24 protein-coding genes and 1 tRNA gene are annotated in these 20,421 nt (G+C 59.0%); 7 read left to right on the top strand and 18 right to left on the bottom strand.

The window, feature by feature from the left end:
• Both KCG87_RS27590 and KCG87_RS25320 read left to right on the top strand, forming a co-directional pair.
• Positions 1-763, top strand: a 763-nt coding sequence (locus KCG87_RS27590; RefSeq protein ID WP_210559093.1) for an RHS repeat-associated core domain-containing protein, incomplete at its 5' end; no start/stop codon positions are given.
• On the top strand, positions 760-1,188 hold the full coding sequence (locus KCG87_RS25320) for a hypothetical protein (protein WP_096797772.1): 429 nt from the start codon (positions 760-762) through the stop codon (positions 1,186-1,188). The genes KCG87_RS27590 and KCG87_RS25320, both read left to right, overlap by 4 nt.
• Positions 1,189-1,263: 75 nt before the next feature.
• Here the strand turns inward: KCG87_RS25320 and KCG87_RS25315 are convergent, their stop codons facing one another.
• The 4 genes from KCG87_RS25315 to KCG87_RS25300 all read right to left on the bottom strand — a co-directional run bounded on the left by KCG87_RS25315 (position 1,264) and on the right by KCG87_RS25300 (position 2,997).
• Positions 1,264-1,431, bottom strand: a complete 168-nt coding sequence (locus KCG87_RS25315) for a hypothetical protein (RefSeq protein ID WP_003223252.1) — start codon at positions 1,429-1,431, stop codon at positions 1,264-1,266.
• A 123-nt stretch (positions 1,432-1,554) separates the two neighbouring features.
• Positions 1,555-1,980: a YMGG-like glycine zipper-containing protein gene (locus KCG87_RS25310; protein ID WP_027613308.1), complete on the bottom strand. Its 426-nt coding sequence runs from the start codon at positions 1,978-1,980 to the stop codon at positions 1,555-1,557.
• A 134-nt stretch (positions 1,981-2,114) separates the two neighbouring features.
• Positions 2,115-2,483: a glycine zipper domain-containing protein gene (locus KCG87_RS25305; RefSeq protein WP_007960728.1), complete on the bottom strand. Its 369-nt coding sequence runs from the start codon at positions 2,481-2,483 to the stop codon at positions 2,115-2,117.
• Between the two features lie 325 nt (positions 2,484-2,808).
• Positions 2,809-2,997: a hypothetical protein gene (locus tag KCG87_RS25300; protein WP_007960727.1), complete on the bottom strand. Its 189-nt coding sequence runs from the start codon at positions 2,995-2,997 to the stop codon at positions 2,809-2,811.
• 239 nt (positions 2,998-3,236) lie between these two features.
• On the opposite strand from KCG87_RS25300, the gene KCG87_RS25295 reads away from it, so the two are divergent.
• Positions 3,237-3,515, top strand: coding sequence for a hypothetical protein (locus KCG87_RS25295; protein ID WP_210559092.1), 279 nt, complete (start codon positions 3,237-3,239; stop codon positions 3,513-3,515).
• Between the two features lie 66 nt (positions 3,516-3,581).
• On the opposite strand, the gene KCG87_RS25290 is transcribed toward KCG87_RS25295, so the two are convergent.
• Positions 3,582-3,902 carry a YbjQ family protein gene (locus tag KCG87_RS25290; RefSeq protein ID WP_027613311.1) on the bottom strand — a complete coding sequence of 107 codons (321 nt, stop codon included), beginning with the start codon at positions 3,900-3,902 and terminating at the stop codon, positions 3,582-3,584.
• Positions 3,903-4,066: 164 nt separating this feature from the next.
• A tRNA-Ser gene (locus tag KCG87_RS25285) sits at positions 4,067-4,156 on the bottom strand.
• Positions 4,157-4,451: 295 nt separating this feature from the next.
• On the opposite strand from KCG87_RS25285, the gene KCG87_RS25280 reads away from it, so the two are divergent.
• The 3 genes from KCG87_RS25280 (at position 4,452) to KCG87_RS25270 (ending at position 7,185) form a co-directional block, all read left to right on the top strand.
• Positions 4,452-5,141, top strand: coding sequence for a crotonase/enoyl-CoA hydratase family protein (locus KCG87_RS25280; protein WP_210559091.1), 690 nt, complete (start codon positions 4,452-4,454; stop codon positions 5,139-5,141).
• 217 nt (positions 5,142-5,358) lie between these two features.
• A complete protein-coding gene (locus KCG87_RS25275; RefSeq protein ID WP_098967935.1) occupies positions 5,359-6,081 on the top strand; it encodes a 1-acylglycerol-3-phosphate O-acyltransferase in 723 nt (240 codons plus the stop codon).
• Between the two features lie 132 nt (positions 6,082-6,213).
• The gene (locus KCG87_RS25270) at positions 6,214-7,185 is read left to right on the top strand and encodes a magnesium and cobalt transport protein CorA (RefSeq protein ID WP_134785832.1); all 972 of its coding nucleotides are present in this window, start codon (positions 6,214-6,216) and stop codon (positions 7,183-7,185) included.
• Positions 7,186-7,284: 99 nt separating this feature from the next.
• Here KCG87_RS25270 and KCG87_RS25265 read toward each other — a convergent pair whose 3' ends face one another.
• The 3 genes from KCG87_RS25265 to KCG87_RS25255 form a co-directional block, all read right to left on the bottom strand.
• The gene (locus KCG87_RS25265) at positions 7,285-8,007 is read right to left on the bottom strand and encodes an amidotransferase (protein WP_027613315.1); all 723 of its coding nucleotides are present in this window, start codon (positions 8,005-8,007) and stop codon (positions 7,285-7,287) included.
• A 95-nt stretch (positions 8,008-8,102) separates the two neighbouring features.
• The gene (locus tag KCG87_RS25260) at positions 8,103-10,247 is read right to left on the bottom strand and encodes a 3-hydroxyacyl-CoA dehydrogenase NAD-binding domain-containing protein (RefSeq protein WP_210559090.1); all 2,145 of its coding nucleotides are present in this window, start codon (positions 10,245-10,247) and stop codon (positions 8,103-8,105) included.
• A gap of 25 nt (positions 10,248-10,272) precedes the next feature.
• Positions 10,273-11,478 carry an acetyl-CoA C-acetyltransferase gene (locus KCG87_RS25255; protein ID WP_027613317.1) on the bottom strand — a complete coding sequence of 402 codons (1,206 nt, stop codon included), beginning with the start codon at positions 11,476-11,478 and terminating at the stop codon, positions 10,273-10,275.
• A gap of 638 nt (positions 11,479-12,116) precedes the next feature.
• On the opposite strand from KCG87_RS25255, the gene KCG87_RS25250 reads away from it, so the two are divergent.
• The gene (locus KCG87_RS25250; RefSeq protein ID WP_210559097.1) at positions 12,117-12,884 is read left to right on the top strand and encodes a cytochrome c; all 768 of its coding nucleotides are present in this window, start codon (positions 12,117-12,119) and stop codon (positions 12,882-12,884) included.
• 120 nt (positions 12,885-13,004) lie between these two features.
• On the opposite strand, the gene KCG87_RS25245 is transcribed toward KCG87_RS25250, so the two are convergent.
• The 9 genes from KCG87_RS25245 to KCG87_RS25205 all read right to left on the bottom strand — a co-directional run bounded on the left by KCG87_RS25245 (position 13,005) and on the right by KCG87_RS25205 (position 20,336).
• Entirely contained in the window at positions 13,005-13,808 is an 804-nt protein-coding gene (locus tag KCG87_RS25245) for a transglutaminase family protein (protein ID WP_098967930.1), read from the bottom strand.
• The gene (locus tag KCG87_RS25240) at positions 13,805-14,755 is read right to left on the bottom strand and encodes an alpha-E domain-containing protein (protein ID WP_027613321.1); all 951 of its coding nucleotides are present in this window, start codon (positions 14,753-14,755) and stop codon (positions 13,805-13,807) included. Before KCG87_RS25240 ends, KCG87_RS25245 begins: the two co-directional genes overlap by 4 nt.
• Positions 14,756-14,767: 12 nt before the next feature.
• Positions 14,768-16,177, bottom strand: coding sequence for a circularly permuted type 2 ATP-grasp protein (locus KCG87_RS25235; RefSeq protein WP_027613322.1), 1,410 nt, complete (start codon positions 16,175-16,177; stop codon positions 14,768-14,770).
• A 474-nt stretch (positions 16,178-16,651) separates the two neighbouring features.
• A complete protein-coding gene (locus KCG87_RS25230; RefSeq protein WP_007960698.1) occupies positions 16,652-16,999 on the bottom strand; it encodes a ribonuclease E inhibitor RraB in 348 nt (115 codons plus the stop codon).
• Positions 17,000-17,211: 212 nt separating this feature from the next.
• Positions 17,212-17,445, bottom strand: a complete 234-nt coding sequence (locus tag KCG87_RS25225) for a hypothetical protein (RefSeq protein WP_027613323.1) — start codon at positions 17,443-17,445, stop codon at positions 17,212-17,214.
• A gap of 289 nt (positions 17,446-17,734) precedes the next feature.
• A complete protein-coding gene (gene speE, locus KCG87_RS25220) occupies positions 17,735-18,610 on the bottom strand; it encodes a polyamine aminopropyltransferase (protein WP_041068886.1) in 876 nt (291 codons plus the stop codon).
• 255 nt (positions 18,611-18,865) lie between these two features.
• Positions 18,866-19,057, bottom strand: coding sequence for a PLDc N-terminal domain-containing protein (locus KCG87_RS25215; protein ID WP_007960694.1), 192 nt, complete (start codon positions 19,055-19,057; stop codon positions 18,866-18,868).
• A 71-nt stretch (positions 19,058-19,128) separates the two neighbouring features.
• Entirely contained in the window at positions 19,129-19,659 is a 531-nt protein-coding gene (locus KCG87_RS25210) for a hypothetical protein (protein WP_027613324.1), read from the bottom strand.
• A gap of 158 nt (positions 19,660-19,817) precedes the next feature.
• Entirely contained in the window at positions 19,818-20,336 is a 519-nt protein-coding gene (locus KCG87_RS25205; protein WP_098967928.1) for an ankyrin repeat domain-containing protein, read from the bottom strand.
• Between the last annotated feature and the right edge of the window lie 85 nt (positions 20,337-20,421).

Genomic DNA, 20,421 nt, shown 5'->3' with positions numbered 1-20,421 from the left:
CCCGAAAAAGGCCTGCCCGTTCTACTACCAACTCGACCACCTCGGCACCCCGCAGGAACTGACCGACTACAGCGGCGAAATCGTCTGGTCGGCGCAGTACGACGCCTACGGCAAGGTGTCGGCGATCACCCTCGCGGGCGAGGACTACCTGGACCAGCCGCTGCGGTTTCAAGGGCAGTATTTCGATGCGGAGAGTGGGCTGCATTACAACCGGCACCGGTATTACGACCCGAGGTTGGGGCGGTATCTGACGCCGGATCCGGTGAAGTTGGCTGGAGGACTCAACCAATACCAGTACACGCCGAATCCGACGGGGTGGGTGGATCCGTTGGGGTTGAACTCCAACTGCCCGCCGCCGAATAAGCCTGGGTGTGAAGTACCGGGTGGGATTGGCGGGGCTAAGGTTGACGAGGGTGAGCCGAAACTACCGACCATTGCTCACAATATAGATCCGAAAACTTTGAAGCGTGTACATACAATAGAGGGAAAAACCTCAACCAGGACAGTCGAAGATTATAAAAATAAAATGCGCAACGGATACGGCCCAACCGATCCCATCACCGTAATAGAACATGACGGCAACCTATATATCTTGGACGGACACCATCGCGCAGCAGCTGCACGACAAACTTCGACCAATGTGACAATCAAACTCATAACAGATCTAAAAACGTATAACGGAGCTCTAAGAAGTATTGAAGATGTATTGGAATCAGCAAACAATGTGGGCCTGGACAGGTTGGAGCACCGGAGAAGAAGATGAGCGATCAAAATGAAGCTTTGGACATCCTGATAAATGACTTTATCTCCATGGTAGAGTCCAGCACGCTGATATTTGAGCGCAAATTTGGCACTCGTGACATTCGACGGCTCTGGTACACCAAGACAATAAAGCGACGAGGAAGAGTCACTCGAGGCGTTAAATATGAATTGCATGGTGTTGGCTGCCGCATCAATCTATCGACAGGAAGCGTAGATTTTGACTATGGCCCAAACGGTGAAATTAATGGGTTTGATACTTGGCGCCTATACAATTTTGCCCGCGAAAGACCATCTAAACATAGGAAATATTGCGATGAAAAAATCATTAAAAAAGAACTGGAAGAATATCTTAATTTAAAAAAAATCAAAAAAATGTCAGCCTTCAGTAACCTGTATGTATGGGCTGACTCAAAAGAAACCGATTAAACATGACCACGAAAAGGGCCTGTTCACTCAGGCCCTTAAAAACAAATCCAAATTTTCAATCCACCTTACTCCCCCTCACTGCTCATCCTCATCCTCCTCATACTCCATATCTGCCTCATCCGCATCATTCAACGGCACCGTCGCATCATCCATCAGCGACCCCGGATCCTCGTTCCCCGGATCATTGATAAACGGCAGACCACTCGGGCCTTTTTCTTCCTTGCCTTCGGTTTCGGGCGTCATGGCAAACCTCTACGTCTGGTGGGTTGTATAACGTTCGAAAAGCCTTACAGCCAATCGTTCCAGTGTCCGGCCGCCAGAAACGAAAAACCCGGCGCCAGGCCGGGTTGGTTTTCGAATATTCAATCAGTGATGGCGGTTTTTATGTTTGTACTTGTTGTGCTTGTGACCACCACCGGAATGAGCTCTGCCACCGTCGTCACCCAGGTTGTTGCCCACCGCACCACCCGCTGCGCCGCCCAAACCGGCACCAATGGCCGAACCGGTGGAGCCGCCCAAGCTGTTGCCGACCACCGAGCCGCCGGCAGCGCCGAGACCACCGCCAATGGCGGCTTCGGTGCGATTGTGTTTATTCGCCCCGACCGCGCTGCCCGCCGCACCGCCGACGCCTGCGCCAACCGCGGCACCGGTGCTGCCACCGAGCTGGCCACCGACCACGTTACCGAGTACACCGCCCAAACCGCCACCTACGGCGGCGCTGCCATCTCCGGCGGCCATCGCACCTTGAGCGATGAATAATCCGAAAAACAGTGCAGACAATGACAAGCGCATTTGAACCTCACAGTTCCCGAATCGGGAGGGTATGCCCATAGGGCCTATGTCAGATTGGAGACATTTTTCAGGAAAACGTTCAGCCATGAAAAAGCCCGACATCGAGCCGGGCTTTTTCTGACAAACGTTCGCTATCAGTGACGCTTGTGACCTTTGGACAGGTTAGCGCCGACGGCACCACCCGCAGCGCCACCAAGACCGGCGCCAATGGTTGCACCATTCCGGCCGCCCAGGCTGTTGCCGATCACCGAACCACCGGCCGCGCCAACACCACCACCAATAGCCGCTTTGGTGCGGCTGCCCTTGCCGGCAGCCATCGCACTGCCCGCCGCGCCTGCAACACCGGCACCAATCGCTGCGCCCGTGCTGCCGCCCATCTTCTGGCCGACCACGTTACCCAGCGCGCCACCCAGACCGCCGCCAAGTGCAGCAGTACCCTCACCGGCGACCGCACCTTGAGCAACCAGAAGCCCCAGAACCAGAGCAGGCAATGTTAGACGCATGACGAAAACCTCAAAAATAGGGAGATCAAAAGGGGCCGAGATTGAAAGCTGTCGACGCGCTGAAGTCCAGACAAATCAGCTGCCGCCGCGCACTTGGCGCCGATTGGACAGCGATTTCGCCAAAGGTTTTATCGCAGGCAAAAAAAAGCCCGCTGGGGAGACGGGCTGGAGACTTGCTTTCTAACGGATGGCTTCACCCTACGACCGTGGACGTGAAAAGTTTGTGAAAAACACCAACCCCGCCCAAGAGTTTGTAGGAGATTTCCTTTTCATAAACAGCAGGCATAAAAAACCCCGTTCATAGACGGGGTAGTTCGGTCTCACTTTATTTTCTTGAGCGGGCCGAGACCTTTGGAAGGAATTTGGCTTTCGGCCCCTTGGGTGCCGTGGACTTGATCTTGCCGGTCTGCACCGGATCCTCGCCAAAGCCCGATTGGTACTCCGTCTGGCCGCAACGGACACAGTTGTTGAATGAAAATTCGGCTCCATCGTCTTCGATATACGGGTCAGTCATAGCCTCTCCCCTTTGCAATAGATCGACACCGGCAAAGCCCTTTTGCCTGAAAAAATATCGACCTCCAAGGCTTTTGAGACTAGCCGGTCATTACCGGACTTGTGGTTCAGTTAGACCGATGCCCGACGAATGGCCTACACCTGCTCAACATCCGAACCAACCGTTGATCTCACAACGCTAAAGATTCCCGGCCACAGGCCGTTGCCCTTTTTCATACAAATGAATCTCAAGGAGAGAACATGAAAATCAACGGATTCCCGGAAATGCCGGTCGTAAAACTCACGGACGAACAAATCGCTGCCGGCAAAGCCGCCGGTGAGAAATTCAAGGAAAAGCTCGCTTCAGGCGACATCACCATCACCTACCCGAACAAACCGGTTCTAACCCCTGGCGTTATCTACCACCCGAGTCAGCCGGCCGATCCGACGCCCTCCACCGGCACCCCGCCTATGGTCGCAATCGATACGCCCCTGACCTATGACGCCCACGGGCTTGTCATCCTCAAGCCACAGGGCTGATCGAAAGCAGAAAAGCAAAAAGCCCATTCATCATCTGAATGGGCTCGCTTGAACACCGCGACTGCATCAACGCAACTTGACCGCCGTACCCGTCGCGAACACCACAACCATGCCACCCTTGCCCGCCGGCATGCTGATCTCGAAATCCAGCCCGACCACCGCATCCGCCTGCAACGCCCGCGCCCGTTCCTTGATCTCGTCCGTCGCCTGAACCCGAGCTTCTTTCAACGCACGCTCCAGCGTCTGCGAGCGCCCACCGAAAAAATCGCGCATGCCGGCAAACATGTCACGGATCACGTTGACGCCCTGCACCGACTCCGCGCTGACAATGTCCAGGTACGCGGTGATCTGTCGGCCTTCGATGGCGTGGGTGGTGGAGATGATCATGGGAACAGTCCTTTTTTCTACGGATAAAGCGACGATTGTAATGCGCTATGGCAAATCAGGCCGAGCACTTGCACGCATGACAGGCGCAGCGGATTAAAATCCAGACGCCAGAAACCACAAAACCCCTGATCTCTTTCGAAATCAGGGGTTTTGCGTATTGAATGTGGCGGTGAAGGAGAGATTCGAACTCTCGATACAGTTTCCTGTATACACACTTTCCAGGCGTGCTCCTTAAGCCACTCGGACACTTCACCGTATCTCTTCAAACATGTTCTGTCTGTCGAGGCGCGCTAATGTAGTCGAAAGCTTTTCTGATGGCAAACTTTTTTTCAGAATTTTCATGCGGTTAAGACAAAAAGGCGTTTCGCCCCACCCTAGGCGATGGCAAACCGGCCAATCTCTGGTGACGGCCACCCTTCTATATAGAAGCAGAATGGCGTGCTACGCCGGGCGCGGCCGGAAACGGTGACCGGCGAGTCAGTCACAGCGCTTTACCTGGCCTACGGCGGTGGGTAACGTCTGCCCATCTTTCTTACAAGGAATAGCGTCATGAGTGAGTTGATTACCTACCACCTCGAAGACGGTATCGCGACCCTGACCTTGAACAACGGCAAGGTCAATGCCATTTCCCCGGACGTGATTGCGGCGTTCAACGCGGCGCTGGATCAGGCGAAGACTGATCGTGCCATCGTGATCATTACCGGTCAGCCGGGGATTCTGTCGGGCGGCTATGACTTGAAGGTGATGACCGCCGGGCCTAAAGAAGCCGTGGCGCTGGTGACTGCGGGTTCGACACTCGCCCGTCGCCTGCTGTCCCACCCGTTTCCGGTGATCGTTGCCTGCCCAGGCCACGCCGTGGCCAAAGGTGCATTCCTGCTGCTGTCCGCCGACTACCGCATCGGTGTCGACGGCCCGTTCAGCATCGGTCTGAACGAAGTGCAGATCGGCATGACCATGCACCACGCCGGCATCGAGCTGGCGCGTGATCGCCTGCGCCGCTCGGCGTTCCACCGTTCGGTGATCAACGGCGAGATGTTTGATCCGAAAAGCGCGGTGGATGCCGGTTTCCTCGACAAGGTGGTGGCTGCCGAAGAGCTGCAAGCCGCAGCCCTGGCCGCGGCGCGTCAGTTGAAGAAGATCAACATGAACGCGCACAAGAACACCAAGCTCAAAGTGCGCAAGGCGCTGCTCGAAGCCCTCGACAACGCGATCATCCAGGATCAGGAGCACCTGGGCTGAGCCCACGCTTCCCGAGCCGAAGAAAAGCCCGACCGTCGTGTCGGGCTTTTTCTTGCGCGTTCAGTTGATCATCCGCCGACAGCTCTAGGACGCGTCTGACGATCAACTTGGAAACATGCGCTTAAACATCGCCTATCTTCGGACTCTATAGCAGCAATTGCCGAAAACAGTGCACATCCGTACACTGCGCCACCTTTTGTCCCGGTGGGGCCTGAAAATGCTGTTTGTGTTTCGTATGTTATTGATGGGCCTGCACTTTATTCTGGCCGGCGTGTTGGGGGTGATCCTCGGGCTGTGCCGTCCGTTCAATCCGGACAACAGCCGACTGTGCGCCCGCCTCTACGCCCTTCCGGCCATGTGCATCCTGCGTTTGCGGGTGAAGGCCGACGTCGGTCCGTTGATGAATAAGCCCGATAGCTGCGTGATCGTTGCCAACCATCAGTCCAACTACGACCTGTTCGTGTTCGGCAACGTGGTGCCCCGGCGGACCGTGTGCATCGGCAAGAAAAGCCTGAAATGGGTGCCGCTGTTCGGGCAACTGTTCTGGCTCGCGGGCAACGTGTTGATTGATCGTGGCAACGCGCACAAGGCGCGCAAGTCGATGCTCACCACCACCCACACCTTGCAGCACGAAGACACGTCGATCTGGGTATTCCCGGAAGGCACGCGCAACCTCGGTGAAGAACTGCTGCCGTTCAAGAAAGGCGCGTTCCAGATGGCGATCGCCGCCGGTGTGCCGATCATGCCGGTGTGCGTCAGCAGCTACATCAAGCACATGCGCCTGAACCGCTGGCGCAGCGGGAAAATTCTCATACGCTCGCTGCCGGCGATTCCTACAGCCGGGCTGACCATGGATGACATGCCCATGCTCATGTCCCAGTGCCGCGAGCAGATGCGCGAATGCATCGCCGCGATGGATCAGCAGCTGCAAGCTGCGTGAAAAAAACCCGCCTTGTGCGGGTTTTCTTTTGCCGGGTGAACTGTACAGATTTCACTGACTCTCAAGCAGCGACACAGCTAAGCTGAAGCCTTGTATTCCCTGCCATCTGCCAAGAAGAAGTGAACCACTACCATGGGTCGAGTTGTTGCTGCTGCGGTTTACAGCGCCGGTAAGAAAGTCACCAATATCACGCTTGACGAAGGTGCCGCCTGGGCCGCAAAAACCGGACATTTTGTCTGGATCGGCCTGGAAGAGCCGGACGCTCAGGAGCTGGCCAATCTGCAGCGCCAGTTCAACCTGCACGAACTGGCCATTGAAGACGCCCTGGAAAAACACAGCCGGCCGAAGCTGGAAACCTTTGGTGACGCCTTGTTTATCGTCACCTACTCGCCAATCCGCGAACATGGGATCTTGCAGTTCATCGAAACACACATCTTCGCCGGCAAGGGCTACATCATCACCGCCCGCAACGGCCACTCGGCGTCCTACGCGCATGTCCGCCAACGCTGTGAGGCGCGGCCGCTGTTGCTGGAACACGGCGAAGATTTCGTCCTGTATGCGCTGCTGGATTTCGTCATCGAAAACTACCAACCGGTGGGCGAAGCGATTCATGCCGAGATCGATGAACTGGAGCGCAACGTGCTGTGCAGTGCGTTGAACGAGCATGACATTCAGAAACTCCACGGCCTGCGCCGCGATGTGTTGCGCCTGCGCCGCTATGCAGCGCCGATGGTGGAGATTGGCGAGGAGCTGCAGAAGCTGAGCTTTCCGTTCATCGACAAGAACATGCGCCCGTACTTCCGCGATGTGCAGATTCACGTCACGCGGCAAATGGAAGACCTGACCACGCTGGCGGACATCGCCAGCCAGACCATCGAGGTCGGTGTGTTGCTGGAAGCGTCGCGGCAGAGTGTGGTGCAACGCAAGTTTGCCGCGTGGGCGGCGATTCTGGCATTCCCGACGGCGGTGGCGGGGATTTACGGGATGAACTTCCAGAACATGCCGGAGCTGAGCTGGCACTACGGCTATTTCGCTGTGTTGGGGTTTATTACGGTGGGGTGTGTGAGTTTGTGGGCGAGTTTCAAGAGGTCGGGGTGGTTGTAGGGAAGCAAAAGCAAAAGATCGCAGCCTGCGGCAGCTCCTACAGGGTGTACACCACCCCGATGTAGGAGCTGCCGCAGGCTGCGATCTTTTGATCTGCTATCAAGCAGCCTCAGGCTTGTGCGCCACAAAACGCATCATCCATTCCGCCACCGTGGTGCCATGGTGCTCCTGCTCCAGGCTGGCCACGCCTTTCGAGTAGATCTGCGAACCCAGCGCGTCCTGGCGCAGATCCAGCAGCGCCCGCGAATAGTCGTGAATGAATTCCGGGTGGCCCTGGAAGCACAGCACCTGATCGTTGATGTGGTACGCGGCAAACGGACAGAAATCGCTGGAAGCAATGACCGTGGCGTTTTCCGGCAGCGCAGTGACCTGATCCTGGTGGCTGATCAGCAGCGTCAGCTCTTCACGCACCGGGCTCATCCACGGCGCCTTGGCCGCCAGTTTGTAGTTGTGGGTGCCGACGCCCCAGCCTTGGCTGGCGCGCTCGCTCTTGCCACCGAGCAGCAGCGCCAGCAATTGATGGCCGAAGCACACGCCGAGCAGCTTGTCGCCACGCTCGTAGCGGGTCAGCAGGTATTGCTTGAGGGTCTGGATCCACGGGTCGGTGCCGAACGAATCGGCCTTGCTGCCGGTGATCAGGTACGCATCGAAGGTCAGGTCGTCGCTGGGGTATTCGCCCTGCATCACGTTGTACACGGTGAACTCGGCGGCAATCGGTTGCTGCGAGAACAGGCGCTGAAACATCTGCCCGTAACCCTGATATTGATCGACCAGTTCCGGACGCAGGATGTCGGTTTCCAGAATGCAGATGCGTAGCGACATAAAAAATACCTGACACGTGATGGGAATAATGAACACCCCAGAGCCTGCCTTGAAACACCCCGGCAAGGCAAGCCCCGCAGCGTTCACCCGATCACTTAAAACAGCTCGCCTCTCGCAGCTTTTTCCAGCAACAGGGCCGGTGGCGCAAAGCGCTCGCCGTACTGCTCGGCCAGATACTGCGCGCGTGCGACGAAGTCCTGTACCCCGTACTGATTAATGAACTGCAAGGCGCCGCCGGTCCAAGGCGCAAATCCGATGCCGAAGATCGAGCCGACGTTGGCATCCGCTGTCGAGGTGAGCACGCCCTCCTCCACGCAGCGCACGGTTTCCAGGGCTTGCACGAACAGCAGACGATCACGCACATCCTTCGGCGAAATCTGCCCGTCGGCCTTCTCGAAGCGCGTCTTCAACTCCGGCCACAGATGTTTCTGACCACCCGCCGGGTAATCGTAGAAACCACCGCCAGCGGCTTTGCCCGGGCGCTTGTATTCGTTGAGCAGCAAGTCAATCACGGCGAAGGCCGGGTGTTCTATCAGCGGTTTCCCTTCCGCTTGCAGGTCCTTGGTCGTTTGCTGACGGATATGGCTCATCAGGCTGAGGGAAACTTCGTCGGAGATCGCCAGCGGCCCGACCGGCATCCCGGCCTTGCGCGCTTCGGTCTCGATCATCGGCGCGCTCACGCCCTCGCCGAGCATGGCGATGCCTTCATTGGTGAAGGTGCCAAACACCCGCGAGGTAAAGAAGCCGCGACTGTCATTGACCACGATCGGGGTTTTCTTGATTTGCAGGACAAAGTCGAAACCTCGTGCCAGGGTTTCCGCGCTGGTTTGCGCACCCTTGATGATTTCCACCAGCGGCATTTTGTCCACCGGGCTGAAAAAATGCAGGCCGATAAACTTGCTCTGATCGGGTACTGCGGTCGCCAGTCCGGTGATCGGCAACGTTGAAGTGTTGGAGGCAATCACCGCGTCAGAACCGACAATTTTTTGCGCTGCCGACGAGACCTTGGCCTTGAGTTCGCGATCCTCGAACACCGCCTCGATGATCAGATCACAACCCGCCAGATCCGCATCATTTTCAGTGATGTGAATCCGCGCCAGCAACGCTTCGCGCTTTTCGGCCGTCATCTGGCCACGGGCGACTTTCTTGTCCAGCAGCGCCGCCGAATGGGCCTTGCCCTTCTCGGCCGCCGCCAGGTTGATGTCCTTGAGCACCACATCGATACCAGCCGAGGCACTGACGAAGGCGATCCCGGCGCCCATCATGCCCGCACCGAGCACACCGACCTTGCGCGTGACATATGGCGCAAAACCCTGCGGCCGCGAACTGCCGGCGTTGATCTCGTTGAGCTGGAACCAGAAGGTGCCGATCAGGTTTTTCGAGATCTGCCCGGTGGTCAGTTCGGTGAAATAGCGGGTTTCGATCAGGTGCGCGGTGTCGAAATCAACCTGCGCGCCTTCCACCGCCGCACACAGAATCTTCTCTGGCGCCGGCAGCGTGCCCTGAGTCTTGCTGCGCAGGATCGACGGCGCTATCGCCAGCATCTGCGCGACTTTCGGATTCGACGGTGTGCCGCCGGGGATCTGATAGCCCTTCACGTCCCAACGCTGTACCGCGCTCGGGTTGGCGACAATCCAGGCGCGCGCCTTGGCCAGCAACTCGTCACGATCCGCCGCCAGTTCATCGATCAGACCGGCCTGCAATGCCTGTTGCGGGCGCACCTTTTTGCCTTCGAGCAAGTACGGCAAGGCTTTTTCGATGCCGAGCATACGCACCATGCGCACCACCCCGCCGCCGCCCGGCAGCAGGCCCAGCGTCACTTCCGGCAGACCGAGTTGCACCATCGCATCGTCCAGCGCCACCCGGTGATGGCAGGCCAGACAGATTTCCCAGCCACCGCCGAGCGCGGCGCCGTTGATCGCCGCGACCACCGGTTTGCCGAGGGTTTCCAGGGTGCGCAACTGCCCCTTGAGGCTCAGCACCATGTCATAGAACGCTTTGGCCTCGGGTTTGCCGACCTTGATTAGCTCATTGAGGTCGCCGCCGGCAAAGAAGGTTTTCTTCGCCGAGGTGATGATCACCCCGGCGATGCTGTCTTTTTCCGCCACTAGCCGCGCAACGCAGGCGCCCATGGCCTGGCGGTACACGGCGTTCATGGTGTTGGCGCTCTGGCCCGGCATGTCGATGGTCAACACGACGATGGCGTCCTGGCCTTTTTCGTAACGAATGGCTTCGCTCATAACAAGGTTTCCTTGAATTCGGGGCTCAGAGGCGTTCGATGATGGTGGCAATGCCCATGCCGCCGCCGACGCACAGCGTCGCCAGGCCGTAGCGCAGGCGCCGGGTTTCCAGTTCATCGAGCAAGGTGCCGAGGATCGCGCAACCGGTCGCGCCCAGCGGGTGGCCCATGGCGATCGAGCCGCCGTTGACGTTGACCTTGTCCGGGTCCACCGCCATGTCCTTGATGAACTTGAGCACCACCGAGGCAAATGCCTCATTGACCTCGAACAGGTCGATGTCTTCCACGCGCAAACCCGCCTTGGCCAAGGCCTTGCGGGTGGCCGGTGCCGGGCCGGTGAGCATGATGGTCGGGTCAGTGCTGGTGACCGCTGTGGCGACGATCCGGGCCCGCGGTTGCAGGCCCAGTGCACGACCCTTGGCTTCGGAGCCGATCAACATCAGCGCCGCACCGTCAACGATCCCGGAGCTGTTGCCCGGCGTGTGCACGTGGTTGATCCGCTCGACGTGGCTGTAAACCCGCAGCGCGGTGGCATCAAACCCCATCTGGCCGATCATTTCGAAACTTGGCTTGAGTTTGCCGAGGCCTTCCATCGTCGACTCGGCGCGAATGAATTCGTCGTGATCGAGCAGGATGATGCCGTTCTGATCCTGCACCGGCACCAGCGACTTGTTGAACGAGCCGTCGGCCCGCGCCCGTGCAGCTTTTTGCTGCGAGTGCAACGCGTAGGCATCGACATCCTCACGGCTGAAGCCCTCAAGGGTGGCGATCAGGTCCGCACCAACGCCCTGCGGGGTGAAGTGGCTGTGCAGATTGGTTTGCGGATCCAGTGCCCAGGCGCCGCCGTCGCTGCCCATCGGCACCCGCGACATCGACTCGACGCCACCGACCACCACCAGATCCTCGAAGCCCGAACGCACCTTCATCGCACCGAGGTTGACCGCTTCCAGACCCGAGGCGCAAAAACGATTGATCTGCACGCCGGCCACGCTAACGTCCCAATCCGCCACCTGCACCGCAGTTTTGGCAATGTCCGAGCCCTGATCGCCAATCGGCGTGACACAGCCGAGCACCACGTCATCGACCTGACTGGTGTCCAGCGCGGTACGGCTTTGCAGTGCGGTCAGCAATCCGGCGACCAGATTCACCGGTTTGACGCTGTGCAGCGCGCCATCGGCCTTGCCTTTGCCGCGGGGCGTGCGTAACGCATCGAAAATCAAAGCTTGGGTCATGACGTCCTCGAACCTGTGCGGTGAGTGAATTTCGTAGTGTCACTGTTGTCCCGAGCGCGCATGGATTCAATGACCACAGCGCTCAATGACGTTGACGTGCACGCTCAGACGGACGGTCATCCACCCTCAGGTGAACCGGTTCAGGTCAGCGAGTTGTCTAGCCAGCGGGCGGCGAAGAAGCTGGCAATAAGCCTCATGCCGTTTTTATCGCAAACGGCAGCAAATACATATGAATTGGATCTAAGCCAAGCGTGACGCGGGCTCTAAGGTAGTAAATGTACGTCAGGGTCGTCGGGTTTTGCCGGGGCCGACGTTCTTCAACAGGAAGTGCAGCGTTTGCCGTCATGGATATGCAGGCAGACATCAGGAAATAACAATAAAGGCGGTCAAGCCATGTTCAAACAACCGAAAGTTCGTCAAGCAGGACTCATTCTTTTCGCCACCACGCTGCTGTTGATCTTGCCCAATCTGACCAAGGTGATTGGCTGACTCAAGCGGCAGGCGTCCGCTATCGCCAGACAAAATGTGACTGGCCCGCTACCCGGGCCAGCGTGGCTGTGCGAACCTTTGCGCACTTCCACGACAGGGACGGCGATCATTTGAAAACGCTCATTGTGTTCTGGGCCTTGCTGCTGAGCATGCCCTTGTCTGCGGCGCAGCTCACGCTGGAGCTGGGCGCGAACAGTCGCACCTGGCAGACCGAAGAGTTGCTCAAGCATCCGCAAGCACAAACTCTGACCATCAAGAACGATGTGTCCTACAAGAAGGACATGACTTATCGCGCCGTGCCCGTGGCGGCGCTGCTCACCGGGATCAAACCGGCCGATCACCTGCAAGCGGTGGCACTGGACGGGTTTGCCGCCGAACTGAACGCTGCACCGTTGCTCAACAGCAAAGGCGCGCAGGCCTGGCTGGCGATCGAGGACCCGACGCAGCCGTGGCCGCCGCTGTCCGAGGGTAAACACAGCGCCGGGCCGTTCTATCTGGTATGGACTGACCCGCACGCCGGCAACATCAGCCCTGAGCAATGGCCGTTCCAAGTGGCGAGCATCAAGCGCATGGCGCCGGTGGCCGAGCGCTTCCCGGCGCTGTTGCCGGATCCCAAGCTGAAAGCGGATGACCCGGTGAATCAGGGTTTTGCGCTGTTCCAGAAGAACTGCCTGGCCTGCCACCGGTTGAACGGTGCGGGGGATGCGCAGTTCGGGCCGGATCTGAATATTCCGTACAACCCGACCGAGTATTTCGGCGCGGACTTCCTCAAGCGCTACATTCGCGATCCGCAGAGTTTGCGCCAGTGGCCGCAGGCGAAGATGCCGGGGTTTTCGGCGGATGTGTTGCCGGAGGGGGATTTGCAGTTGCTGATCGGCTATTTACAGCACATGGCTGGGCGCAAGGTTAAACCATAAGCGTTGCGGTGATATCACCGGCCTCTTCGCTGGCAAGCCAGCTCCCACAGGTTCGCGCTGACTCCGAATCCGCGGTAATCCTGTGGGAGCTGGCTTGCCAGCGATAGCGGTATCCCGGATCTACTGTTGTTGCACGGAGATAACCGGCGTCGGCGACACGAACACCTTCGCATGCATCTGCTCACAACCACCGCCCCGGCGCATGCCGCGCACCGGGCAGGCATCCAGATAATCCAGGCCCACCGCCAGTTTCAGATGCCGCTCCGGGCGGGCCAACTGGTTGGTCACGTCAAAGCTGTACCAGGCGTCATCCAGCCACGCTTCGGCCCAGGCATGACTGGCCAGATGCTCGGCGTCCTCGCTGTACAGATAACCCGACACATAACGCGACGGAATTCCCAGACTACGTGCACAGGCGAGAAACGCATGGGTGTGATCCTGACAAACCCCGGCGCGCCCGGCAAAAGCTTCGGCGGCGCTGGTGTCGACTTCAGTCGAACCCGGCGTGTAGCTGATGTGCTGGTTCAAACCATGCATCAGGTCGATCAGCGCAGTGCGATCGCGCCGCTGTTTGCAGGATTTGTCGGCAAACGCCCGTAGCCCTTCGTCCGCCTCGGTCAGCCGGGTGAAGCGCAGAAACGGTAGCGCCGACTGGCTCTCATGCTCGGCCTCGCGCAATTCGTCGATATCGACCTGGCCACGGGCGCCGATGATGATCGCTTCGTGCGGCTCATCCATGGTCAGCACATGCAGGATATTGCCGAACGGATCGAGCTGGGCGCGCACCGGACGCGGCAGGTCGAGTTGCCAGCTCAACACGTGCTGACGCTCGCTGTCGTGCGGGGTCAGGCGCAAATACTGGATGCTCGCCCGCACCTGATCTTCATAGTGATAGGTGGTCTCGTGGCTTATGGAAAGTCTCATGCAGCCTCCAGGTATGAACTGTGAATCGCGTTGCCCAACTGGCGCACCAGCGGGATGAATTCGGTGAGCCAGGCGTGCAGGCCTTCGGCGAGGATTTCGTTGATGCCGGTGTAGCGCAGGCGTGCGTCCATTTCGGCAGCAAGGCGTTGTGCCGGACGGCCATTGGCGCCGGGCAACTGGGCGAGGATCTGGTCGATTTCCTCGGTGCAGGCGCGCAGCGAGCGCGGCACATCGGCGCGCAACAGCAGCAGCTCGGCGACATGCCGGGCGCCAGGGGCGTCGCGATAGATCTCGGTGTAGGCCTCGAACGATGACAGCGCTCGCAACAGTGCACTCCACTGGTAATAGGCGTGGGCCGTGCCATCACTGACCGCTTCGGCCTGATCACCAGCCATTTCATAGCGCGCATCGAGCAGGCGCAGCGTGTTGTCCGCACGCTCGATGAACGTCCCCAGACGAATGAAGCGGAACGCATCGTTGCGCATGATCGTGCCGTAGGACGCGCCCCGGAACAGGTGCGAGCGCTCCTTGATCCACTCGCAGAAACGGCTCATGCCGTAACGACTCAGGCCCTGTTCGGCAATGCCGCGAATTTCCAGCCAGGTAGCGTTGATGTTCTCCCACATGTCCGCGGTGATGCGCCCGCGCACCGCATGCGCACTGGCCCGCGCCGCGCCGAGGCAGCTGTATATGCTCGCCGGGTTGGCCGCGTCCAAGGCGAAGAAGTGCAGCAGGCGTTCGGCATGCAGTTCGCCGTGACGCTCCAGGTAATCGTCGAGGGTGCCGGTGATCAACAGCGGCATCGCCAGTTCGTGCAAACCGTCGCCGCGACCATCCTGCGGCATCAGCGACAGCGAATAGCTGATATCGAGCATCCGTGCGAGGTTTTCCGCCCGCTCCAGGTAACGCGACATCCAGTACAGATCCGAGGCAGTTCTACTTAACATGGCAAGCTTCCTTCAATCCTCGACCACCCAGGTGTCCTTGGTGCCGCCGCCCTGGGAGGAATTCACCACCAGGGAGCCTTCACGCAGGGCGACACGGGTCAAACCGCCGGGCACGACCCGGGTTTCGCGGCCAGACAATACAAACGGACGCAGGTCGATATGACGCGGCGCAATGCCGTTTTCGACAAAGGTCGGACAGGTCGACAGCGACAATGTCGGCTGCGCAATGTACGCGTGGGGCTTGGCCTTGATCCGCTCACGGAACGCATCGATCTGCGCCGTGGTTGACGCCGGCCCCACCAGCATTCCGTAACCGCCGGAACCCTGGGTTTCCTTGACCACCAGATCCGGAAGATTGGCCAGTACATGGGAAAGTTCCGAGGGGTTGCGGCACTGCCAGGTCGGCACGTTCTTCAGGATCGGTTCTTCATCGAGGTAGAAACGGATCATCTCGGTGACAAACGGGTACACCGATTTGTCGTCCGCCACGCCGGTACCGATGGCATTGGCCAGCACCACGTTGCCCGAACGATAGGACGACAGCAGCCCCGGCACACCGAGCATCGAGTCGGGGTTGAATGCCAGCGGATCGAGGAACGCGTCGTCGAGACGGCGGTAGATCACGTCCACCGCCTTCGGCCCGTCGGTGGTGCGCATGTACACCTTGTCGTCACGCACGAACAGGTCGGCGCCCTCCACCAGTTCAACGCCCATTTCTCGCGCCAGGAAAGCGTGTTCGAAGAACGCACTGTTGAAGCGCCCCGGCGTCAGCACCACCACGCTCGGGTCGTCAATCGGGCTGGAGCTCTTCAGGGTGTCGAGCAACAGATTCGGGTAGTGGTCGATGGGCGCGATGCGCTGGGCGGCGAACAGCTCCGGGAACAGGCGCATCATCATCTTGCGGTCTTCGAGCATGTAGCTGACGCCGCTCGGAGTACGCAGGTTGTCTTCGAGCACGTAGTAAGTGCCGTCGCCGTCGCGCACCAGATCGACGCCGGAGATGTGCGAATAGATGTCGCGATGCAGATCCAGGCCCTGCATCGCCAACTGGTACTGCTCGTTGGCCAGCACCTGTTCGGCAGGGATAATCCCGGCCTTGATGATGCGCTGCTCGTGATAAAGGTCGGCGAGGAACATGTTCAACGCCTTGACCCGCTGGATGCAGCCGCGCTCGACGATCCGCCACTCGCTGGCGGGAATGCTGCGCGGGATGGTGTCGAACGGAATCAGGCGCTCGGTGCCCTGCTCGTCGCCATAGAGCGTGAAGGTGATGCCGGCCCGGTGGAACAGCAGATCGGCCTCGCGTCGCCGTTGTGCCAGCAACTCGTCAGGCGTGTCGGCCAGCCAGCGGGCGAACTCCCGGTAATGCGGGCGGACCTGGCCGCCGGCATCGTACATTTCATCAAAATAGGTGCGGATCATGCCGTACTCCTTGTCACCCGGACCTACAGGCCTTCGCAAGGCCCGTGCCATCGGCATAAACGCTTTGATTTCAATCGGTTGGATAATCACGCCGCAAGCACCGCACCATTCCTGTGCGGCAATGGCCCCAACCGGATTGCCCCCGCTTCATTGCGACGCATTGCCTCGCCTATCACCAGCATAGTCAGAGTTGATTTCACCGCTCGCACCGAGCTGCGGATAATCGGCGCATTCGCTGAAAACTTCCCCGGTGAAGGTTTCAGCTCCACTGATCCGGACTGCCCGCGCAGTCCCCGCAGGCCGTAACCCTGACCGGTTTCCTCTCCTTATCGGTCTTCCCTTTAGCCACCCTCTCCGGTGGCTTTTTTTTGCCCGGGATTCTTGTTTCAGGGTTTTGCCACGGGCTATTCGGCGGCCAGAAACGACAACGGCCAACCCGAAGGTCAGCCGTTGCTCAATACCTGAAACCAGAGATCAGTTCAGACGATGGCGGTTACGCACCTCCTGCTTGACGCCCCAGCCCTCGATGATGCCGCCCAGCGGCTCGACCACGGCAGAGAAGCCCTGCTCGAAATCGCCAATGTCGTCATAGGTTGCGTACATCACTTTGCTCAGTTCCAGCGACCAGGCGCCATCGTCGCGCGCACTGACCTGGGCATTGATGGATTCACCACGAAATTTGCCTGCCGCCCTGCGCGCCCGCTCCTCGTCCGGGAAAATGGCGTAGAACTCGATGGGATGGAACCGGGAAAAATCGAAACCGCCTTCTTTCATGCGGCGCAGAACATTGCTGCTGATGTCTTCTTGATAGGCTGTGCTCATGAATCGTCCCCCTCGGATAGATGGATAGACTTTCCGTATTCCCGCCCCGGGCCTTACAGGCCAAAGTACTTCGGCAACGTGGTTGCACGCGGGAAACAAGCATGTAGCTGACAAGACCAGACCTTAGCGATTGTTTCGCTGATCTCGCTTGCAGAGTAGCCCCAAGATAGAGCTGCTGCCAAGGCCTGGTGCTTCAAGTGACAGGAAGAATTTCAGATTGGCGTGATACTGCGGATTTCGATGCTGTTCTGGGTTTTCAGGCTTTTCACGCCAGCATCGGTGGTGCGCCCTTCAAGATCGTTCATATCCAGTTCGGCGGCCACCGGCAGGAGCCGTTCCTTGATCAGGCGTGCAGCCTCGTCGTCGCTGGGGCATTCCGCGCGCTCGAACACCTCATCGACAATTTCACCATGATCGTCCACGAAAGTGACTTTCCACTTTTGCATCGGTGCCTCCTCGATCAAACCCGCAAATGGGCTTACTACTATCTCGACTTTTGGCGAGATTGATCGTTCAAAAGGATTGCAGCGGACGAACATGAAAAAAAATTAACCGATGGGGAAACAGGCTTGTGTGGCGAGGGGATTCATACCCGATGGGCGCGAAGCGTCCCTGAATTCAGCGAACGCATAGTGTCAGTTCCAACGCGTCTGCCGATTTTACGACTGCTGCGCAGCCGGTCGGGGATAAATCCCCTCACCACAGGGGATCTATCACCGATCCGGGAATAGTGCGTCAGTCGTTGCTTGGCTTGTTGATCGCCTGCAGCACGTACTGCGGCAGCGCGAATGCGCCGATGTGGATTTCCGGGTTGTAATAGCGGGTGACGATACCGCTGCCGATGAAGCGCTGTTGCAGGGTTTCACGGCTCAGCTTGCGGTAGGCCGGGTTGGTCGAGCCCCAGGCAAAGGTCATCGAACCGCCGATGTAGGTCGGCACCGCTGCCTGATAGAAGTGCCAGTCCGGGAACAGGCTGCGCAGGCGACCGGCAGTGGTTTTGACTTCGTCGATCTGCATGAACGGCGTGCCGTTCTGGGTCACGAGGATCCCGCCTTCGTTCAGGCAACGATGGCACGCCTGATAGAAGTTCTCCGAGAACAGCACTTCGCCCGGGCCGATCGGGTCGGTGGAGTCGGAGATGATCACGTCGAATTTTTCCGTGGTGGTGGCGACGAAACGCATGCCGTCGTCGATCACCAGGTTCAGCCGTGGATCGTCGTAGGCGCCCTTGGAGTGGTTCGGCAGGAATTCCTTGCACATGTCGACCACGGTGCCGTCGATCTCGACCATGGTGATGTGCTCGACGCTGGCGTGCTTGGTCACTTCGCGCAGCATGCCACCGTCGCCGCCGCCGATGATCAGCACGCGCTTGGCGGTGCCGTGGGCGAGGATCGGCACGTGGGTGAGCATTTCGTGGTAGATGAATTCATCGGCTTCGGTGGTCTGGATCACGCCGTCCAGCGCCATCACCCGGCCCATGCGCGGGTTCTGGAAAATCACCAGGTGCTGGTGTTCGGTGCGCACTTCGTGCAGCAGTTTTTCCATGCGAAAACGCTGGCCGTAGCCTTCGTAGAGGGTTTCCAGGTATTCGCTGGTTTTGGTGACGGTCATGGTCAAGTGCTCCGATGAATGCGCGGGCGCCAATCGTGGGGGACGATTGCCCGGGAAAGGCGCGCATTCTACGTTGCCGAAGATGACAGGTCGAACCTTCCTCCGACAGGGCACACTCTGGAGCTACCACAAGACCAATGTGGGAGCGGGCTTGCTCGCGAAAGCGGAGTGTCATTCAACCTGTGTTTCGACTGAACAATCGCCTTCGCGAGCAAGCCCGCTCCCACAGGGGATCAGCGTGTTTTCGGGAAAGCGTCAGACCCGCACATTGCCCCGTGGCCCGGCGATCGCCCAGATGATCAGGCCCAGTACTGGCAGGAGGATGATCAGCAGAACCCAGAGGATTTTCATCCCGGTCTCGGCGCCGCTTTTCAGTACGTTGATGATCGCCCAGATATCGAGGGCAAGAATGATCAGGCCAATCAGACCGTTGAACGTGGAACCCATAGTGTCGCTCCAGAATAGTGGCATGCACTTTTAGGATAGACGGTCGCGCGCAGGGTTCCCTTTTATTGCGTTCAGACGTGAACGGCGACTTTCAGCGCTTCCAGCGAAGGCGCGGCAGCAATGCCGACTTCGGCGCACAGCTCCAGCACCCGTGGCACGTCGTTGCCGTAGACCAGCACCACTTGCAGCTCGTCGTCGAGCAACTGGCTGAAGTTCATCAGCGTGTAACCGCCGTTTTCCTTGTTCAGGCTGCTCATCTGCACCTGGATGCGATTGAGCGCAGTCAGCGCTTCGGTCTTGGCCAGTTGTTTGGGCTTGAGGTTGAAATCGACGCCCGGGCCGAACGAGGCGACGATCTGCGCGAACAGGTCAGCGTAGGTATCAGCCTGGAACAGCACGGTTTCCGGCAGGCTGCCGACCACCACCCACTCGCCCAGCGGGATCGGGAAGGTGTCGTCGTAGTTGATGTCCGGGTTGGCTGCCAGAAAGGCGTCGGCATCAGCGTAGGCCTGCGCCGCTTCGTCCGCCACGTTCAGGATCTCGTCCTCGCCCATGCAGCCGGAGCTGATTTTGCTGATGAGTTCAACGAGTGCGGCTTTCATGAGGGCGGATCCTGTGGAAGGTTGAATTTCAGGGCGCGGAGGATAGCGCACAAAGCAAAAGATCGCAGCCTGCGGCAGCTCCTACAGGTTCCGCGCCCATTTGGCGAACGAATGTGAGACCTGTAGGAGCTGCCGCAGGCTGCGATCTTTTGACCTTATCAGGCCAGCAGTTTTTCCAGCTGCGCCGTGGTATCGACCGCGCCCATGGTGCGGGCCGCGTCCAGCGCGGTGACGCCATTGGCATCCTTGGCTTGCGGGTCGGCGCCCTTGCTGATCAGGTAATCAACGATTTCAACACGGTTGAACATCGCCGCCATCATCAGCGCGGTACGGCCATCGAACGACGAGCCTTCGATCTCGGCGCCCGCTTCCACCAGCGCCTTGACCACCGCCAGATCGCCCTTGAACGCGGCGCCGGCAATCGGGCTCTGGCCGTTGCCGTTACGCAGCTCCGGGTCGGCCTTGTGTTTGAGCAGCACCTGCACGGCGTCGACGTGGCCATAGTAACTGGCGAGCATCAGCAGCGTGTCGCCCTTGCTGTTTTTCAGGTTCACCGGCAAACCGGCGCTGATCAGCCGATCGAGCATCAGCGCATCACCGTCGCGTGCCTTGTTGAAAACCTGCTCGGTGAATTCGGCAGCTTCTTCAGGGGTCATCTGGCGGCTTTGGTCAGACATGGGGTAACTCCACTTCGGTTGATCGCAAAGCCGACAGTTTCCCGAGCGCGACGATAGCTGTCACCCCCTTTTTCTCAAGTCAGGC

It is taken from the genome of Pseudomonas sp. MWU347, assembly GCF_017947305.1.
Lineage (GTDB): Bacteria > Pseudomonadota > Gammaproteobacteria > Pseudomonadales > Pseudomonadaceae > Aquipseudomonas > Aquipseudomonas putida_A.
Note: the sequence above shows the minus strand (reverse complement) of the source record. Positions and strands in the feature narration are given on the sequence as shown.

Excerpts from the sequence above, each read along its gene's own strand:
- KCG87_RS25320 (WP_096797772.1), top strand. The coding sequence starts at position 760 with ATGAGCGATCAAAATGAAGCTTTGGACATCCTGATAAATGACTTTATC.
- KCG87_RS25315 (WP_003223252.1), bottom strand. The coding sequence starts at position 1,431 with ATGACGCCCGAAACCGAAGGCAAGGAAGAAAAAGGCCCGAGTGGTCTG.
- KCG87_RS25310 (WP_027613308.1), bottom strand. The coding sequence starts at position 1,980 with ATGCGCTTGTCATTGTCTGCACTGTTTTTCGGATTATTCATCGCTCAA.
- KCG87_RS25305 (WP_007960728.1), bottom strand. The coding sequence starts at position 2,483 with ATGCGTCTAACATTGCCTGCTCTGGTTCTGGGGCTTCTGGTTGCTCAA.
- KCG87_RS25300 (WP_007960727.1), bottom strand. The coding sequence starts at position 2,997 with ATGACTGACCCGTATATCGAAGACGATGGAGCCGAATTTTCATTCAAC.
- KCG87_RS25295 (WP_210559092.1), top strand. The coding sequence starts at position 3,237 with ATGAAAATCAACGGATTCCCGGAAATGCCGGTCGTAAAACTCACGGAC.
- KCG87_RS25290 (WP_027613311.1), bottom strand. The coding sequence starts at position 3,902 with ATGATCATCTCCACCACCCACGCCATCGAAGGCCGACAGATCACCGCG.
- KCG87_RS25280 (WP_210559091.1), top strand. The coding sequence starts at position 4,452 with ATGAGTGAGTTGATTACCTACCACCTCGAAGACGGTATCGCGACCCTG.
- KCG87_RS25275 (WP_098967935.1), top strand. The coding sequence starts at position 5,359 with ATGCTGTTTGTGTTTCGTATGTTATTGATGGGCCTGCACTTTATTCTG.
- KCG87_RS25270 (WP_134785832.1), top strand. The coding sequence starts at position 6,214 with ATGGGTCGAGTTGTTGCTGCTGCGGTTTACAGCGCCGGTAAGAAAGTC.
- KCG87_RS25265 (WP_027613315.1), bottom strand. The coding sequence starts at position 8,007 with ATGTCGCTACGCATCTGCATTCTGGAAACCGACATCCTGCGTCCGGAA.
- KCG87_RS25260 (WP_210559090.1), bottom strand. The coding sequence starts at position 10,247 with ATGAGCGAAGCCATTCGTTACGAAAAAGGCCAGGACGCCATCGTCGTG.
- KCG87_RS25255 (WP_027613317.1), bottom strand. The coding sequence starts at position 11,478 with ATGACCCAAGCTTTGATTTTCGATGCGTTACGCACGCCCCGCGGCAAA.
- KCG87_RS25250 (WP_210559097.1), top strand. The coding sequence starts at position 12,117 with ATGCCCTTGTCTGCGGCGCAGCTCACGCTGGAGCTGGGCGCGAACAGT.
- KCG87_RS25245 (WP_098967930.1), bottom strand. The coding sequence starts at position 13,808 with ATGAGACTTTCCATAAGCCACGAGACCACCTATCACTATGAAGATCAG.
- KCG87_RS25240 (WP_027613321.1), bottom strand. The coding sequence starts at position 14,755 with ATGTTAAGTAGAACTGCCTCGGATCTGTACTGGATGTCGCGTTACCTG.
- KCG87_RS25235 (WP_027613322.1), bottom strand. The coding sequence starts at position 16,177 with ATGATCCGCACCTATTTTGATGAAATGTACGATGCCGGCGGCCAGGTC.
- KCG87_RS25230 (WP_007960698.1), bottom strand. The coding sequence starts at position 16,999 with ATGAGCACAGCCTATCAAGAAGACATCAGCAGCAATGTTCTGCGCCGC.
- KCG87_RS25225 (WP_027613323.1), bottom strand. The coding sequence starts at position 17,445 with ATGCAAAAGTGGAAAGTCACTTTCGTGGACGATCATGGTGAAATTGTC.
- speE (WP_041068886.1), bottom strand. The coding sequence starts at position 18,610 with ATGACCGTCACCAAAACCAGCGAATACCTGGAAACCCTCTACGAAGGC.
- KCG87_RS25215 (WP_007960694.1), bottom strand. The coding sequence starts at position 19,057 with ATGGGTTCCACGTTCAACGGTCTGATTGGCCTGATCATTCTTGCCCTC.
- KCG87_RS25210 (WP_027613324.1), bottom strand. The coding sequence starts at position 19,659 with ATGAAAGCCGCACTCGTTGAACTCATCAGCAAAATCAGCTCCGGCTGC.
- KCG87_RS25205 (WP_098967928.1), bottom strand. The coding sequence starts at position 20,336 with ATGTCTGACCAAAGCCGCCAGATGACCCCTGAAGAAGCTGCCGAATTC.